This window comes from Mesorhizobium sp. USDA 4775 (assembly GCF_054062655.1).
Genome location: NZ_JBSSFM010000001.1, coordinates 4,213,588 through 4,229,688, shown reverse-complemented (window position 1 = coordinate 4,229,688; position 16,101 = coordinate 4,213,588). Strand labels below are relative to the sequence as shown.

The following is a 16,101-nucleotide window of genomic DNA, read 5'->3' as shown; positions in this document are numbered from 1 at the left end:
GTGGCAGCTTGCGACAAGGCAAAAGCCGACAGTTCTCCCGACAATCGATTGACAGGAGGTTTCATCTGTGCAGAAATTGGTTGGACCATTGGACCACTTGAATTCAGGAGGATTTGTGGACCAGAACAGCCTGCCACCCATTCAGACGACGGCGCGCGATGACGCCGTGCTGAAGGCGTTGGTGGGTTTTGTTCGCGCCGAGGCCTTGCAACCCGGCGACCGGCTTCCGACCGAACGCATCCTGGCCGAGCGGCTGAAGGTCAGCCGCAACACGGTGCGCGAGGCGCTGACGCGGTGGGAGGGGCTTGGCCTGGTTGAGCGCCGGCAAGGCAGCGGCACCTACCTCAAGGCGGCTGTTTCGCCCGACATGCTGCACATGCCGCTGACGCTGGCAGGCGGCAACGACTTCACCAGCCTGATGCATACGCTTGAAATTCGCCGCGCGCTGGAAGCGGAGGCCGCAGCCCTTTGTGCCGAACGCGCGAGCCCCGCGGACATTGCCGAAATCAAGCGCAAGCTCGACATCATGGAGCAGGCCTTCCGCACCCGTGACGGCATGTCGTCGGAAGAGGACTGGGAGTTCCATCAGGCGATCTACCGGGTCTCCGGCAATCCGCTGTTCGAGCAGATCATCGCCGCGATGCACGAACTGTTCCATCGCTTCTGGGAGCATCCGCTCGGCGTGCGCGATTTCGGCCACGCCAGCTTTCCCTATCACCGCACCATCTACGAATGCATTGCCGCGCGCGACCCGCAAGGCGCCCGTGCCGAGGCGCTCAAGCTGATCGCCACCGTCGAGGACGATCTCAAACGCGGTGCGGCCAAACTCAAACTTTCGAGCCAGACATGAACGAGCATCCGACCGGTTTCGATCACGACTATCTCGCCGAGGCGGCGACGCTTTTGGCGCATGACGAGCCGTTTCCGGGTGGCGCGGTGGTGCCGCCGATCTACCAGACCTCGCTGTTCACCTTCGCCAGCTATGCCGAAATGGCCGATACCTTTGCCGGCAAACGAAAGCAGCCGATCTATTCGCGCGGTGACAATCCGACGGTGATGGAGTTCGAGGCGCGCGTGGCCGCACTCGAGGGCGCCGAGGCCGCGCGCGGCTTTTCCAGCGGCATGGCGGCCATCAGCGCCACCGTGCTTGCCTTTGTCGGAGCGGGCGAGCGAATCGTGGCGGTCCGCAATTGCTACGGCGATGCCTACCGGCTGTTCGAGCGGCTTTTGCTGCGGCTCAACATCAAGGTCGACTATGTCGACGGCTCCGACCCGGATGCGGTGGCGGCGGCACTTCCGGGCGCCAAGCTGCTCTACCTGGAGAGCCCGACCTCGATGATCTTCGAACTCCAGGACATCGCGCATCTGACCCGGCTGGCGAAAGAGCAGGGCATTGTCACCACGATCGACAATTCCTGGGCGACGCCGGTGTTCCAGAAGCCGATCTCGCACGGCGTCGACCTGGTGCTGCATTCGGCCTCGAAATATCTCGGCGGCCACAGCGACACGGTCGCCGGCGTGGTGGCGGGCTCGGCCGCTCATATCAAGCATATCAACGAGCAGACCTATTCCTATCTCGGCGGCAAGCTGTCGCCATTCGAGGCCTGGTTGCTGCTGCGCGGCCTGCGCACGCTGCCGCTGCGCCTGCCGCACCACATGAAGAGCGGCCTCACCATCGCCGAACGGCTGAAGGCGCATGCCCATGTCGAGCGCGTCAACCATCCCGCCTATTCGAACCATCCCGGCAAGGCGACGTTGGCCGGCTATGCCGGACTGTTCTCCTTCGAGGTGACGGACGATATCGACATCCCGGTCTTTGTCGACGCGCTGAAATATCTCCGCATCGGCGTCAGCTGGGGCGGGCACGAAAGCCTGGTCGTGCCGGCCAAAGCGTCGCTGGAGCAGACGCCGGGACTGAATTCGATGGCGCGCTTCGGCGTCAGCCCCCGAACCATCCGCTTCAATGTCGGATTGGAAAGTGTCGAAGACCTCTGGGCCGACGTCGCTCAGGCCTTCGAAAAAGCCAGAAAATAACAAACGGGTTCAAAATGGGAGTCGTGAACATGAAAAAACTGACCGTCATGCTTGCCACCGTTGCGGGGCTGGCGATTTCCGCCGGGAGCGCGCTGGCCGATTCGACCCTGAAGATGGTCGAAGTCATCACCAGCCCGCCGCGCACCGAATTCCTGAAAAAGCAGATCGCCGAGTTCGAGGCCGCAAATCCCGGCGTCAAGGTCGAGCTGATCTCGCTGCCCTGGGGCCAGGCCTTCGAAAAGTTCCTGACCATGGTGCAGGCCGGCGACACGCCCGATGTGGTCGAGATGCCGGAACGCTGGATGGGCCTCTATGCCAACAATGCCCAGCTCGAGGATCTCGGTCCCTACATGGCCAAATGGGACGACGCCAAGACGCTGGGCGAGCGCGCCAAGCAGTTCGGCTCGACCGTCAACAACACCCAGTTCATGATCCCCTACGGCTACTATGTGAATGCGCTGTTCTGGAACAAGAAGCTGTTCAAGCAAGCCGGCCTCGACGGCCCGCCGGCGACGCTCGACGAGTTCGTCGCCGACTCCAAGAAGATCTCCGCCATTCCGGGCAAATACGGCTACTGCCTGCGCGGCGGACCCGGCGCCTTCAACGGCATGCACATGTTCATGAATATCGCCCAGGGCAAGGGCGGATACTTCAACGAGGACGGCACCTCGACCATCAATGAGGAGGGCTCGGTCAAGGGCCTACAGATGCTTGCCGACATGTACAAGGAAGGCCTGGCGCCGAAGGATGCGGTGAGCTGGGGCTTCAACGAAACCGTCACCGGTTTCTATTCCGGCACGTGCGCCATGCTCAACCAGGATCCGGACGCGCTGCTCGGCATCGCCGACAAGATGAGCGCCGACGACTTCGCCGTGGCACCACTGCCGGTCGGTCCGAGCGGCAAGTCCTATCCGACGCTCGGCTATGCCGGCTGGGCGATGTTCGCCAATTCGCAGCACAAGGACGATGCCTGGAAGCTGATGTCGACGCTTCTGTCGCCCAAGGACAATCTCGAATGGGCCAAGGAAGTCGGCGTGGTGCCGATCCACAACGGCGCCGACCAGGATCCGCATTTCAAGACCGAACAGTTCAAGGGCTGGTTCACCGAGCTCAGCGACACCTCCAAATATGAAATGGTGACGCCGCCGACGCATCTGGAAAACCTCGGCAATTTCGTCGACCAGGTGGCGATCAAGAATTTCCAGGAAGTGCTGCTTGGCCAAAAGACCGCGAAGGACGTCGCAGACCAGTGGGCCGCCTTCCTGACCAAGGAACAGCAGGACTGGCTGGCGAAGAACAAGAAATGATGCCTCCTCCTTCTCCCCGTTTTACGGGGAGAAGGTGTCACGAAGTGACGGATGAGGGGCGGCGCCATACGTCGACAGGTTCGCGCCGACCTCATCTGCCTGCCTGCATCTTCTCCCCGCCGAACGGGAAGAAGGACGCTGTTTTGCCTCCTGGCACCCATCCTCCACCGTAGAGCCCAATCGATGACCTACGCCGTGTCCGAAATCCGATCCGCCGGCAAGCCGCGACGAAAGCGGCTGTCGCACGCCGCCATCGAGCCCTGGCTCTATCTCAGCCCGGCGATCATCCTGCTGGTCGTGGTGCTTTTGGTGCCGCTGGTCATCGGCATCAGCTATTCCTTCCGCAAATTCTCGGCCTTCAAGTCGGAATATGTCGGGCTTGGCCAGTATCAGGCGATGCTGTCGGACCAGGTGCTGGGCCAGGCGCTGGTCAACACACTGTGGTGGACGGCTGCCAGCCTGTTCTTCCAGTTCTTCCTCGGCCTTGGCCTGGCGCTGCTGCTCGACAAGCCGTTCCGCGGCCGCAAGGCGGTGCAGGCGCTGGTGTTCCTGCCCTGGGCGGTGCCATCCTTCCTATCGGGCCTGACCTGGGCCTGGCTGTTCAATCCGATCATCGGGCCACTGCCGCACTGGTTGTTCGCGCTGGGGCTGAAGGCGGAACCGACCAATGTGCTCTCCGATCCTGCCACGGCGATGTGGGGGCCGATCGTCGCCAATGTCTGGTTCGGCATCCCGTTCTTCGCCATCACGCTGCTGGCGGCGCTGAAGTCCATCCCGTCGGAACTGCACGAGGCGGCGGCGATCGACGGCGCTTCGCCCTGGCAGCGCTTCACCAAGGTGACGCTGCCGTTCCTGGCGCCGACGATTGCCATCACTGTGATGCTGCGCACCATCTGGATCGCCACCTTCGCCGACCTCATCTTCGTCATGACCGAAGGCGGACCGGCCGGCTCGACCAACACGGTACCGGTCTACATCTATGTCAGCGCCTTCAAATCGCTGGACAAGGGCTATGCCTCGGCGGTGGCCGTGCTGCTGCTCGTCCTGCTGATTGCCTATGCGATCGCGCTGATCGGCATCCGCCGCTCCCTGGTGAGGCACGTCTGATGATCGCGGGACGCTCAACCTCACAACGGTTCTTCGGCGGCGTCGGTCTTTACGCGGCAATCGCAGCCTATGTGGTCTTCGCCCTGTTCCCGATCTACTGGACGCTGAAGATATCGGTCACGCCGGAACGGCTGCTCTACTCCGAAGGCATCACCTTCTGGCCGTCGCACATGACGCTGCAGAACTTCGTCACCGTGCTCGAGGCCACCGATTTCCCGCGCTATTTCCTCAATAGCGTCATCGTCTCGGTGTCGACGGCGGCCTTGGTGACAATCATCGCTACGCTCGCCGGCTACGCCATGTCGCGCTTCACCTTTCGCGGTAAGGCGGCGCTGGCCTTGATGCTGCTTTTGACCCAGACCTTCCCGCTGGTGATGGTCATTCCGCCGATCTACCGCGTGATGGGGCAGATCGGCCTGATCAACAGCCTGACGGGGCTGATCATCATCTACACCGCCTTCAACACCGCCTTCGCCACCTTCCTGATGCAGTCCTTCTTCGACGGCATCCCGAAGGATCTGGAAGAGGCCGCCATGATCGACGGCTGCACGCGTGCGCAGGCGATGCGCAAGGTGATCGTGCCGCTGACGCTGCCCGGCATGGGCGCGACGCTCGGCTTCGTCTTCACCGCCGCCTGGAGCGAGCTTTTGTTCGCACTGATGCTGATCTCCAGCGACGACCAGAAGACCTTCGCCGTCGGCCTGCTCACCTTCATCGGCAAGTTCGCCGTCGACTGGGGGCAGATGATGGCGGCGTCGATCCTGGCGCTGATCCCGGTCTGTATCTTCTTCGCCTTCCTGCAACGCTATCTCGTCACCGGCCTGACCGCCGGCGCCGTCAAAGGATAGATCGATGGCCTCTGTTACGCTCGAAAAAGTCCGCAAGGATTATGGCGCCGTCCGCGTCCTGCACGCGGTCGATCTTGAAATCGCCGACGGCGAGTTCGTCGTCCTGGTCGGGCCGTCCGGCTGCGGCAAGTCCACGCTTTTGCGCATGATCGCCGGGCTGGAGGAGGCTTCAGGCGGCGAGATCCGTATCGGCGAGCGGCTGGTCAATGATGTGGCACCCAAGGACCGCGATATCGCCATGGTGTTCCAGTCCTACGCGCTCTACCCGCATATGGATGTGTCGAAGAACATGGGCTTCAGCCTGCTTCTGAAGAAGGCGCAGAAGTCCACGATCGATGCACGGGTGGATGGCGCAGCCAAGCGGCTCGGGCTCGACACGTTCCTGCAACGCTTGCCGCGGCAATTGTCCGGCGGCCAGCGCCAGCGCGTTGCCATGGGCCGCGCCATCGTGCGTGACCCCAAGGTGTTCCTGTTCGACGAGCCGCTGTCCAACCTCGACGCCAAGCTGCGCGTGCATATGCGTGCCGAAATCAAGGCGCTGCACCAGCAGTTGAAGACCACCTCGGTCTACGTCACCCACGACCAGATCGAAGCGATGACCATGGCCGACCGGATCGTCGTCATGCATGATGGGCTGATCCAGCAGGTCGGCGCGCCGCTCGATCTCTATGATCGGCCGGCCAACATGTTCGTTGCCGGGTTCATCGGTTCCCCGGGCATGAATTTCCTGCCGGCAACCGTGGAGAAGGCCGGAAAGGTGGACGCGGTGCTTTCCGATGGCCAGAAGCTGCGGCTGCCGGATGGCCTGCCGCTCAAGGATGGCGACGCGATCACCATCGGCCTGCGGCCCGAACATATAAGGCTGGCCGATGACGGCGCGCTGCGGGGCGAGGTGGTGGTGGTGGAGCCGCTCGGGCTTTCGACGCAGTTCTACGTCAAACTGGCCAACCAGCAGCTCTGCGTCTTTGCCATGGGGCGGGCCGGCGTGAAGCCCGGCGACACCGTGCGGCTGGCGGCCGATCCGGCGGCGCTGCATCTCTTCGATCCGAAAAGCGGCGATCGCATCGGCTGAAGGAGCTTTTGGGCGGGGTTGAGGGAACCCAGCCCGCAGCTTCGGCAGTCGGTGCGCTGCAATTGCCGGGGGCAGGTACGCTGCTTCACCAGATTTACGAGGCTCCGTCGCTTCGAAAGGAGAAGCGGGGTTTTTCGTGCCGCCAAACCCGCGTATCGTGCGGGCTATTTGTTGCGCCACTTCGGCGGCCGACTTCTCGGGAAAGGCACGATCGTCAGAGGCGACTTCTGAAATTCCGCAGCCGCTATTTCTTCGATCATCACATCTAGCCTGGCGCGGATCCTCTGACTTGTTTCGTCCTCGCCGCACAGGCGGTTTTGTGCGCATTCCAACAGCTCGCGCGCCGCTGCAAAATCGCTTTGCATCGCAACACCCACTAGCCAACCCAACGCCGCATCGTCCTCCCACTTAGTTTAGGGATTGCTAATAGATGAATCGGCAATTTAAGGAATAGCGTCTCGTGGTTTAGCCATATTGGCTACCCGACGCGTTATGCTGGCCGTCACTTATCTTAACAAAAACACTGACTTAGATACGAAAACGCCGCCCGATGGGCGGCGTTTTGTTCGCAAAGGGAAAACCCAGATTACTTGATCTTGGTTTCCTTGAATTCGACGTGCTTCTTGGCGACCGGGTCGTACTTGCGGAACGACAGCTTGTCGGTCTTGGTACGGCTGTTCTTGCTGGTCACGTAGAAGAAACCGGTGTCGGCGGTCGACAGAAGCTTGATCTTGATGTTTGCGGCTTTGGCCATGGTATCAGTCCGTTTGTTCGTGGGGTTTTGGCCGCTGGAGCACGGGAAAACACCCGGACGCGGGAAACTTGGCGCGACACATAAAGAACGTGCCTGGAAAGTCAAGCCCGGCGGAGCTTTTCCGTCCCACCGGAACTGCCCCATGACCTCAAATCACGCGGTTTCTTTCTCCGGCGCCGCAATCTTTTTCCAGTCTCCAGTGGTGTTCCACCAGCGATTCGGATTGGCACGGTCGTCCAGCCCCTTGGAGCGGCTGGCGAGGATCGGCTGGATGCGGATCACCGGCTCCTGGTAGGAATGGGCCTGGAAAATCGCCTCGACGACACGGCTGGCCAATGCCTGGTCATCAGGCAATTCGAATGACACCTCGACCGTGCCCGGGCGGCGGCGCAATTCGGTCTCGGCGCCGGCCGCGGCCCCTTCAAGCGGCCTGTAACGCTCGATGCCGTGCGCCGACTGATAGGCGTTGCGGTCATATTTGCCCATCGCCAGCGGGGCGATCGCAACCACCGCGTCCATGATGCGGTCGATATCCGCCGCCGGTGCCTGGAAGGTCACAAGCAGCAGAAGCGTCATTCGCAGGGATGTGGTTTCAAAGCCGCTGTCGATCATGGGAGTGTCCTCAACTACCGATGTTTTAGGGACACTCTTTTACCGCGCGGCTGCTGACATGGTTCTGTCAGCAGCCTGCCGCGTGCGGGAACAGAATCGCTATCCGGGACGCTACAAAAGGATCTTGCGTACCAGCCTGAAGCAGACCAGGGCGATATAGGCGCCGAAGAAGAGGCCAAGCGACCAGCCGAAGCCGGAAGGCCCGAAACTGTCCATGCCGATGCCGATCGCCTGTGGGCCAAGCACCATGCCGACACCGTAGCACAGCACGAAGGCCGCGTTGGCCGACGCCAGTTCGTGGCCGGAGAGCTGCGAACCGAGATGGGCGAGGCCGATCGTGTACATGGCCGCGACGACACCGCCCCAGACGAACAAAAGCGCTGCCATCAAGTGCCAGTTCGCCGCAAAGAAGGGCATGAACAGCGTGCCGGCAAGGCCAACCGTGGCGCAGGCGAGCAGCAGATAGCGCCGGTCCGAAACGCGGTCGCTGATCATGCCGATCGGGATCTGCAGGAGCACATTGCCCAACCCGATCATGGTCAGCAGCAATGCGGCGTCGGCTTCGGAATAGCCGATGCGGTTGCCATAGACCGGGAACAGCGCGAAGCCGCCGGTCTCGACCGCGCCGAACACCAGCACGGCAAACGTCGCGGTCGGCACCAGCCAGATGTAGCGCAGGAAATTGCTGGTTTCGCCATCGGCGACGATGGAGGGGCTTTCGTTGCGCGCGGCCAGCACCGGTATCGCGGCCAGCGTGACCAGCGCGATGATGACGCCGAACGGCCTGAAGCCGGAACTGCCAAGATGGGCGAACAGCCATGGTCCGGCGGCAAAACCGAGCGACAGGACGGTGGCGTAGATGCCAAGAACAAGGCCGCGCCGGTGTGGCGGTGCCGACGTGCTGATCCAGAATTCAGACAGGATGAACAGCACCGTCAACGCGATATGCAGCACGATGCGCAGCGGGAACCACATCCAGAAATTGGGCGCGAAATGGAAGCCGACGAAGGCCAGCGCGCCGGTGGCGATCATGGCGATCATGGTCCAGGCGACGCCAAAGCGCATGGCGAGCGGCGTCGCCAGCGGCGCGCCGGCGATCGAGGCCAGGCCGGCGACGGCGGTGTTGAGGCCGATCATCGAAGCCGAGTGGCCGCGCGTTTCCAGGATGACGCTGAGCAGTGGCATGCCGAGGCCAATGGCGATGCCGACGACGCTGATCGACGAGATCGCCGCCACCATTGGCAGCCAGTGTACGCGTTCGTCGCCCTGTGGTTGGGTATCGACCGTCATGGGGTGCTGAATACTCTGTCTCGTTGATCTTACGCAATTCCAGACGGAAAACCGCGTCACACTCTTCCTGGAATTGCCCTACAGAAGTTCGCGGGTGAAGCGGTTGCGGACAAGCCGGTAGAACGGCACGGGACCGCCCGGACGCAGCAACGGATCATGGGCGAGGCGCTTTTCCAACTCGTCCAGGATCATTCGGGTGATGTCGGGTATGTCGGCTTCCCTGGCCTTGGCAAGCGGCAGCCAGACCAGTTCCTCGAGTTCATTGGTCGGACCGCCGCCCGGCAGTTCAACGGCGACGTCGCTGCGCCAGGCGCTGAAAAAACGCGTGTCGAAGCGGCGCACCCGGTTGGGCGGAGTGATAGCGCGCGCGATGAAGCGCAGCGTTTCGAGCGAAGGCCTTACGCCGTGTTCGACAAAACCTTGCCAGTCGCGCTTGTCGGTGGCAAAGGCGGCCCTCTCGCCGATGAGCAAACCGGCTTCCTCATAGGTCTCGCGAATTGCCGACAAGGCGACAGCGCGGGCTCGGGCGGCACTGGTGCGGCCGGGGCCTGCGAGCAGCTTCGCTTCCTCGTCGCGATGCAAAGCGGTGGCCGTCGCGATGCGGCTGTCGGCCGGATCGGTGCGGCCGCCGGGAAACACGAATTTTCCGGGCATGAAGGCGTGGCCGGCGTGACGGCGCCCCATCAGCACCAGCACCTCATCGCCCTTGCGGTCGAGAAGAATCAGGGTCGCGGCATCGCGCGGACGCAGGGGCCGGCCGCCATGTGCGGCAAGACCCTTGTCGAGCTTGTCGACATCCGCCTTGGTCATTGCTTCCATGCGCAGGGACCTAGCGGAAACTTCTTGCATGCGAAAGTGGCCTTAGCGATTGGCGTGTTGCGCCAGCGGCGCATCAGGCGCCGTGGTGGGAGCTCGCCCCATCCTTTTCGCCACCGAATCCGTGCATATAGAACGCCCATTGCAGTCCGATGACGGCGCCTTTGACAGGCTGCAGCAGGGCAACCGACAAGATGATGGTCAAGGGCACCCAGATGAGGATGTGCTGCCAGGTGGACAGCGTCGATGTCGCTTCGACGCCCATGAAGGCGCCGAGAACGATGTGGCCGACGATGACGATGACCAGGTAGGCCGGTAGGTCGTCGGCGCGATGGTGGTGGATTTCCTCGCCACAGACGCTGCAGGTCTCGACAGTCTTGGTGAAACCGCGAAACAGCTTGCCTTCGCCGCAGTTCGGGCAGCGGCCCAAAAGGCCGCGCTTCATCGCCGTCCACAAGGGGCGGGCAACCCGGCCCGTGTGATGTTCACCGCCGAAAACCTGTTCTTGTATCCCTAATTCCTTTGGCATTATCGTCTCCTGCCGCGCGAATCTGGTCGCGATTGCGACGCACGGGCGCGGCCCTTGGCCTTGTGGAACGACCTGGTGGAGCCTGGCAGGGGCTTCGGGTCGGTCAGCATCTCGAAGCGCATGGCGCCGGCCATCGGTGCCACCTCGACGAGCCGGACCTCGACATGGTCCGCGAGCTGGTAGCCTTTGCCCGTGCGTTCTCCGAAGAGCGAGCGAGCGGTTTCGTCGTATATATAGTAATCGCCGCCCAGAGTTGACACGGGGATGAAGCCATCGGCGCCATATTGCGGCAATTGGACAAATAGTCCTGATTTGGTGACGCCGGAGATGCGGGCGTCGAACCGGTCGTCGATGCGTTCGGCGAGATAGGCTGCAATCAGCCGGTCGACCGTGTCGCGCTCGGCCGCCATGGCACGCCGTTCCGTGCCGGAGATCAGGATCGCAACGTCTTCGAGACGAACTGCTTCGTCCTGTGTCAGTCCTCCCGGACCGAGGCCGAGTGCGGCAATAAGCCCGCGATGCACGATCAGATCGGCATAGCGGCGGATCGGCGAGGTAAAATGGGCGTAGCGCCTCAGGTTGAGGCCGAAATGGCCGATATTCCCGGGCGAATATTCGGCCTGGCTCTGCGAGCGCAGCACCACTTCGTTGACCAGTGCCTCATTGTCGGCGCCGCGCACGCGCTCGAGAATGCCGTTGAACTGGCTGGGCCGCATCTGCGCGCCGCGCGCCAGCGACAGGCCGAGCGTCTGCAGGAATTCGCGCAGCGATTCCTGCTTGGCGAGCGACGGCGCGTCGTGCACGCGGTAGACCAGCGCCTGCTTCTTCGCCTCCAGCGTCTCTGCGGCGGCGACATTGGCCTGGATCATGAATTCTTCGATGAGCTTATGGGCATCGAGGCGTTCCGGCACGATGACACGGTCGACCGTGCCATCCGGCTTGAGCATGATCTTACGCTCCGGCAGGTCGAGTTCGAGCGGCTGGCGGCCGGCGCGACCGCGCTTGAGGATCGCATAGGCATCCCAGAGCGGCTTCAGCACCGTGTCGAGGATCGGGCCGGTCTTGTCGTCGGGCACGCCGTCGATAGCCGTCTGCGCCTGCGGATAGGCGAGCTTCGCCGCCGACTTCATCATGATGCGGTGGAACGAGTGCCGGATCTTGTGGCCATCGGCGGAGAAGGTCATGCGCACGGCCAGCGCCGGGCGATCCTGGCCCTCGCGCAGCGAACAGAGGTCGTTCGAGATGCGCTCGGGCAGCATCGGCACGACGCGATCCGGGAAATAGACCGAATTGCCGCGCTTCAAGGCCTCGCGGTCCAGCGCCGTGCCATAGCGGACATAGGCTGCGACGTCGGCGATCGCCACGGTGGCGATCACGCCGCCCGGGTTTTTTTCGTCGGGATCGGGCGTCGCGAAGACCGCGTCGTCATGGTCCTTCGCGTCGGCCGGATCGATGGTGATCAGTGGCAGGTCGCGCCAGTCCTCACGGTGATCCAGCGTCGCCGGCTTGACGGCTTCGGATTCGGCGATGACATCGGCCGGGAAGATGTGCGGGATGTCGTGGGCGTGGATGGCGATCATCGAGACCGCTTTTTCGCTGGTCAGCGAGCCCAGCACATTGAGCACCTTGGCTCTCGGCAGCCCGTAGCGGGAAGCCCGCGCCGGCTCGACCTCGACCAGATCGCCATTCTCAGCGCCGTTCTGGAATTCCTTGTCGACGATCAGTTCGGGCTGGCGCCGTTCCACCGGTTCGATGCGGAAGGTGCCGTCCTTAAGCACGCGGAAGACGCCGAGGACGGCATCGGTGCGCTTCTCGAAGATCTTCATCACCCGGCCGGTGTAGGCGGGGCCGGACGGATCATCGGTCGGGAAGGTCTTGGCCAGGACGCGGTCGCCGATGCCTGGCGCCGGACCGTTGCCACTGCGCGAAACGCGGATCGAGACGACAGGTGGCTCGCCGGTGCTTACGGACTCCGCCGGGTGGGCCAGCAAAATGCCGTCGCCGTCACGGCCAAAGATGTCGAGCACGGCGACATGGGGCAGGGCGCCGACGCGGGCCAGCCGCTTGCGCTCCTTGGTGAGCACGCCTTCATCCTGCAAGTCGCGCAAAATATCTTTCAGCCAGATGCGGTCGTCGCCACGCAGCGCGAAAGCCTTGGCGATGTCGCGTTTTCCGGCACGATCGGGATTTTCGGCGATATAGCGCAGGATTTCGTCGCGCGAAGGCCGGTAGTCGTCCTTGACCTTGGCCCTCGTGTCGGCGGTGCGCGGATCGCCGTGGCTCCGTCCGGTGATCCTGCGCGCCACGCCGTCCTACCCTTTTTTCTTCGCCGCCGGCTTCTTGGCGGCTGTTTTCTTGGCTGCGGGCGCCTTGGCGGCTGCCGCCTTGCGGAACGGCTTCTTGCCGCCGCCGCCCTTGGCTTCCTTCTCGGCAATCAGCGCCAACGCATCCTCGATGGTCACCGATTGCGGATCCTTGCCCTTGGGCAGCGTGGCGTTGACCTTGCCGAAATTGACGTAAGGCCCGTATTTGCCGTCGCGCACGACGATCTTGCCGCCACCGTCCGGATGGTCGCCAAGCTCCTTCAGGGCCGCCGGCGTGCCGCCATTACGGCCGCCCTTGACCTTCGACTGCTTCTCGGCAATCACCGTGACGGCGCGGTTGAGGCCGATCGAGAACACATCCTCGATGCTGTCGAGATTGGCATAGGTGCCATCATGCAGCACGAACGGGCCGTAGCGGCCGAGCCCGGCCGAGATCATCTTGGACGTTTCAGGATGCTTGCCGATATCGCGCGGCAGCGCCAGCAACGCCAATGCTTTCTCATGGTCGATGGTCTCGGGCGTCCAACCCTTGGGCAGGCTCGAGCGCTTGGCGTCCTTACCGTCGCCGCGCTGGAGGTAGGGGCCGAAGCGACCCGAGCGCAGGGTGATTTCCTCGGCCGTGTAGGGATCCTTGCCGAGCACCTTGGTGCCGTCATCCCCGCCGCCATTCTCGCCATTCGGATTGGCGGCGTCGCCGAGCTGGCGGGTGAAGGAGCATTCGGGATAGTTCGAGCAGCCGACGAAGGCGCCGAACTTGCCGAGCTTCAGCGAGAGGTTGCCGGTGCCGCATTTCGGGCAGATGCGCGGGTTCGAGCCGTCTTCGCGCGCGGGGAACACCAGCGGCGCCAGTTCCTCGTTCAGTGCATCGAGCACGTCGGTGACGCGCAGTTCCTTGATGTCGGCGACGGCGCCGGAAAAATCCTTCCAGAAATCGCGCAGCACGTCCTTCCAGGCGAGCTTGCCGTCGGAAATCTCGTCGAGCTTTTCCTCCAGCGATGCCGTGAAGTCATATTCAACGTAGCGCTCGAAGAAGCTTTCGAGGAAAGCGGACAACAGGCGGCCCTTGGCCTGCGGCACCAGCCGGCGCTTGTCGATCGTGACATAGTCGCGGTCCTCGAGCGTCTTCAGGATTGCCGTATAGGTCGAAGGCCGGCCGATGCCGAGTTCTTCCAGCTTCTTGATCAGCGTGGCCTCGGAATAGCGCGGCGGCGGCTCGGTCGTGTGCTGGGTGGCGTTGATCGCCTGGCGGGCAAGCTGCTCGCCGGCGCGGATTTCCGGCAGACGGCGGTTTTCCTCGTCCTCCGCGTCGTCGTCCTTCTGATCGGTGTAGGCGGCGATGAAGCCGTCGAAGCGAACGACCGAACCGACAGCGCGAAGCTCGGCGGTGCGTGCACCGTTGACCGCCTCGATCTCGACTGTCGTGCGCTCGATCTCGGCCGGCTGCATCTGGCTGGCGATGGCGCGCTTCCAGATCAGCTCATAGAGCCGCATCTGGTCGGAATCGAGATATTGCCGAACCGATGCCGGGGTGCGCATGAAATCCGTCGGACGGATTGCCTCGTGCGCTTCCTGGGCATTCTTGGCCTTGGTCGTGTAGAAACGCGGCTTTTCCGGCAGATATTTCGGGCCGAATTCCTTGGCAATGGCGTCGCGGGCAGCGTCGATCGCCTCGGGCGCCATCTGGACGCCGTCGGTTCGCATATAGGTGATCAGGCCGGTCGTTTCGCCGCCGATCTCCATGCCTTCATAGAGCCGTTGCGCCACCTGCATGGTGCGGGTGGCGGAGAAACCGAGGCCCGATGAAGCGGCCTGCTGCAGCGTCGATGTGGTGAAGGGCGGGCCAGGGTTGCGCTTGGTCGGCTTGGCTTCCACCGACAACGCCTTGAAGGTCGCGCCCTCGAGCATCGCCTTGATGTCGTCGGCCTGCGCTTTGTTGGCAATGTCGAGCTTTTGCAGCTTCTTGCGCTCGAAGGCGGTCAGCCGCGCTTCGAAAGTCTCGTTTCGCGGCGTGCCGAGGATGGCGGCGATCTGCCAATATTCCTCGCGGATGAAGCGTTCGATCTCGGATTCACGGTCGCAGACCAGGCGCAAGGCCACGGACTGGACGCGGCCGGCCGAGCGGGCGCCGGGCAGTTTGCGCCACAGCACCGGCGACAGCGTGAAGCCGACGAGATAGTCCAGCGCCCGGCGGGCAAGATAGGCATCGACCAGCGGCGCGTCGATCTGGCGCGGATTGGCCATGGCCTCCAGCACCGACGATTTGGTGATGGCGTTGAAGACGACGCGGCTGACCGGCTTGTCCTTCAGCGCACGCTTCTGCTTCAACACTTCCAGCACATGCCAGGAAATGGCCTCGCCTTCGCGATCCGGGTCGGTGGCGAGGATCAGGCCGTCGGCATCCTTGACCGCCTTGGCGATGTCGGCGAGCCGCTTGCCCGAGGCGGTGTCGACCGCCCAGGACATGGCGAAGTCTTCATCCGGGCGCACCGAGCCGTCCTTGGCCGGCAAATCGCGGACATGGCCGAACGAGGCCAGAACCTTATAGTTCTTGCCGAGGTATTTGTTGATAGTCTTCGCCTTGGCCGGCGATTCGACGACGACGACGTCCATGAGGTCTCATATCAGCTGTGATGCGGCAGAAGAATTCCGCTGCGCGCGACGAAATCTCGTTCTATTTGCCGCTCACATGGCCGCGCTTTTGCATCCGGTCAAGGGGAAGCGCCCAAATTGCGGAGCTGTCCGCAGCAATACACTCTTAGAGTGTATGGAGAAAATCACAGATTTTGGCTTGGAGGGATGACGTCCCCCGCTCGGTGCAAACGGCCCGATTCATTTTTCGCCGAGTCGCGGAGAAGGTGGCTTGCGTACGATGCCGGGACGACGAGGGGAAGGCCGCCTGACGCTGGCCGCCGGCTGCATGGAGGAATGCCCGGCGACCAGCCTTGTCCCGCCGGCAGGCGGGCAATGGTATCGAGGATCAATCGGCTTTGGCGGTATGCCAGACGCCAGCGACGCCATCGCCGCTCACATCTCCGGCTTTCTTGTCCTTGATGAATGTGTAAAGCGGCTTCCCGTCATAGGCCCACATCTTGGTGCCGTCGGTACGGTCGACGATTGTCCATCCTTCCGAAGTCTTCGCGCCGGCCTCCGCCTTCAGCGGTGGCCAGTTGGCGGCACATTTGTCGTAGCAGTTCGACTTGCCTTTCTCATCCTTGTCATAGGTATAGAGCGTCATACCCTTGGCATCGGTGAAGATCTTGGTGCCGCCTACATCGGCCTCCTTCCAGGCGTCGGCGGCAAAGGATGCGGCGGTGCTGAGAAGCAGCGCGGCCAGCCCTATGGTTATGGTTTTCATGGAAATCTCCCTGGCTGATATTGGAGACGCGCGGGAAATCGCGGCCTCTTTGA

Annotated in this window: 14 protein-coding genes; 6 read left to right on the top strand and 8 right to left on the bottom strand. The window is 62.9% G+C overall.

What is annotated here, in order from left to right; genetic code table 11:
• Positions 1 to 115 precede the first annotated feature (115 nt).
• The 6 genes from ACVILI_RS20700 to ACVILI_RS20675 all read left to right on the top strand — a co-directional run bounded on the left by ACVILI_RS20700 (position 116) and on the right by ACVILI_RS20675 (position 6,368).
• On the top strand, positions 116 to 850 hold the full coding sequence (locus ACVILI_RS20700) for a FadR/GntR family transcriptional regulator (protein WP_027046881.1): 735 nt from the start codon (positions 116 to 118) through the stop codon (positions 848 to 850).
• The gene (locus ACVILI_RS20695) at positions 847 to 2,034 is read left to right on the top strand and encodes a PLP-dependent transferase (RefSeq protein WP_457102581.1); all 1,188 of its coding nucleotides are present in this window, start codon (positions 847 to 849) and stop codon (positions 2,032 to 2,034) included. Before ACVILI_RS20700 ends, ACVILI_RS20695 begins: the two co-directional genes overlap by 4 nt.
• Before the next feature lie 29 nt (positions 2,035 to 2,063).
• A complete protein-coding gene (locus tag ACVILI_RS20690) occupies positions 2,064 to 3,341 on the top strand; it encodes an ABC transporter substrate-binding protein (protein WP_038647038.1) in 1,278 nt (425 codons plus the stop codon).
• Between the two features lie 183 nt (positions 3,342 to 3,524).
• Positions 3,525 to 4,448, top strand: coding sequence for a carbohydrate ABC transporter permease (locus ACVILI_RS20685; protein WP_019858392.1), 924 nt, complete (start codon positions 3,525 to 3,527; stop codon positions 4,446 to 4,448).
• Entirely contained in the window at positions 4,448 to 5,296 is an 849-nt protein-coding gene (locus tag ACVILI_RS20680; protein ID WP_038647036.1) for a carbohydrate ABC transporter permease, read from the top strand. The genes ACVILI_RS20685 and ACVILI_RS20680 overlap by 1 nt, the downstream gene beginning before the upstream one ends.
• A gap of 4 nt (positions 5,297 to 5,300) precedes the next feature.
• Entirely contained in the window at positions 5,301 to 6,368 is a 1,068-nt protein-coding gene (locus tag ACVILI_RS20675) for an ABC transporter ATP-binding protein (RefSeq protein WP_019858390.1), read from the top strand.
• A gap of 586 nt (positions 6,369 to 6,954) precedes the next feature.
• On the opposite strand, the gene rpmG is transcribed toward ACVILI_RS20675, so the two are convergent.
• From rpmG to ACVILI_RS20635, 8 genes are all read right to left on the bottom strand, one after another.
• Complete coding sequence (gene rpmG / locus ACVILI_RS20670; protein WP_006201775.1) at positions 6,955 to 7,122, bottom strand: 50S ribosomal protein L33; 168 nt, start codon at positions 7,120 to 7,122, stop codon at positions 6,955 to 6,957.
• Between the two features lie 153 nt (positions 7,123 to 7,275).
• Positions 7,276 to 7,734, bottom strand: coding sequence for a hypothetical protein (locus ACVILI_RS20665; RefSeq protein ID WP_038647032.1), 459 nt, complete (start codon positions 7,732 to 7,734; stop codon positions 7,276 to 7,278).
• 111 nt (positions 7,735 to 7,845) lie between these two features.
• Positions 7,846 to 9,024 (bottom strand): MFS transporter, encoded by a 1,179-nt coding sequence (locus ACVILI_RS20660; protein WP_010909702.1) that lies wholly within the window; start codon positions 9,022 to 9,024, stop codon positions 7,846 to 7,848.
• Positions 9,025 to 9,102: 78 nt separating this feature from the next.
• A complete protein-coding gene (locus ACVILI_RS20655; RefSeq protein WP_038647029.1) occupies positions 9,103 to 9,843 on the bottom strand; it encodes an NUDIX hydrolase in 741 nt (246 codons plus the stop codon).
• Positions 9,844 to 9,916: 73 nt separating this feature from the next.
• Complete coding sequence (locus ACVILI_RS20650; protein ID WP_019858386.1) at positions 9,917 to 10,369, bottom strand: DUF983 domain-containing protein; 453 nt, start codon at positions 10,367 to 10,369, stop codon at positions 9,917 to 9,919.
• Complete coding sequence (rnr, locus tag ACVILI_RS20645) at positions 10,369 to 12,675, bottom strand: ribonuclease R (RefSeq protein ID WP_038647027.1); 2,307 nt, start codon at positions 12,673 to 12,675, stop codon at positions 10,369 to 10,371. The genes ACVILI_RS20650 and rnr overlap by 1 nt, the downstream gene beginning before the upstream one ends.
• A 6-nt stretch (positions 12,676 to 12,681) precedes the next feature.
• The gene (gene topA, locus ACVILI_RS20640; RefSeq protein WP_038647025.1) at positions 12,682 to 15,303 is read right to left on the bottom strand and encodes a type I DNA topoisomerase; all 2,622 of its coding nucleotides are present in this window, start codon (positions 15,301 to 15,303) and stop codon (positions 12,682 to 12,684) included.
• Between the two features lie 367 nt (positions 15,304 to 15,670).
• Positions 15,671 to 16,048: a COG4315 family predicted lipoprotein gene (locus ACVILI_RS20635; protein WP_019858382.1), complete on the bottom strand. Its 378-nt coding sequence runs from the start codon at positions 16,046 to 16,048 to the stop codon at positions 15,671 to 15,673.
• Between the last annotated feature and the right edge of the window lie 53 nt (positions 16,049 to 16,101).

Excerpts from the sequence above, each read along its gene's own strand:
- ACVILI_RS20690 (WP_038647038.1), top strand. The coding sequence starts at position 2,064 with ATGAAAAAACTGACCGTCATGCTTGCCACCGTTGCGGGGCTGGCGATT.
- ACVILI_RS20655 (WP_038647029.1), bottom strand. The coding sequence starts at position 9,843 with ATGGAAGCAATGACCAAGGCGGATGTCGACAAGCTCGACAAGGGTCTT.
- ACVILI_RS20680 (WP_038647036.1), top strand. The coding sequence starts at position 4,448 with ATGATCGCGGGACGCTCAACCTCACAACGGTTCTTCGGCGGCGTCGGT.
- topA (WP_038647025.1), bottom strand. The coding sequence starts at position 15,303 with ATGGACGTCGTCGTCGTCGAATCGCCGGCCAAGGCGAAGACTATCAAC.
- ACVILI_RS20695 (WP_457102581.1), top strand. The coding sequence starts at position 847 with ATGAACGAGCATCCGACCGGTTTCGATCACGACTATCTCGCCGAGGCG.
- ACVILI_RS20660 (WP_010909702.1), bottom strand. The coding sequence starts at position 9,024 with ATGACGGTCGATACCCAACCACAGGGCGACGAACGCGTACACTGGCTG.
- rpmG (WP_006201775.1), bottom strand. The coding sequence starts at position 7,122 with ATGGCCAAAGCCGCAAACATCAAGATCAAGCTTCTGTCGACCGCCGAC.
- ACVILI_RS20685 (WP_019858392.1), top strand. The coding sequence starts at position 3,525 with ATGACCTACGCCGTGTCCGAAATCCGATCCGCCGGCAAGCCGCGACGA.
- ACVILI_RS20675 (WP_019858390.1), top strand. The coding sequence starts at position 5,301 with ATGGCCTCTGTTACGCTCGAAAAAGTCCGCAAGGATTATGGCGCCGTC.
- ACVILI_RS20635 (WP_019858382.1), bottom strand. The coding sequence starts at position 16,048 with ATGAAAACCATAACCATAGGGCTGGCCGCGCTGCTTCTCAGCACCGCC.
- ACVILI_RS20650 (WP_019858386.1), bottom strand. The coding sequence starts at position 10,369 with ATGCCAAAGGAATTAGGGATACAAGAACAGGTTTTCGGCGGTGAACAT.
- ACVILI_RS20665 (WP_038647032.1), bottom strand. The coding sequence starts at position 7,734 with ATGATCGACAGCGGCTTTGAAACCACATCCCTGCGAATGACGCTTCTG.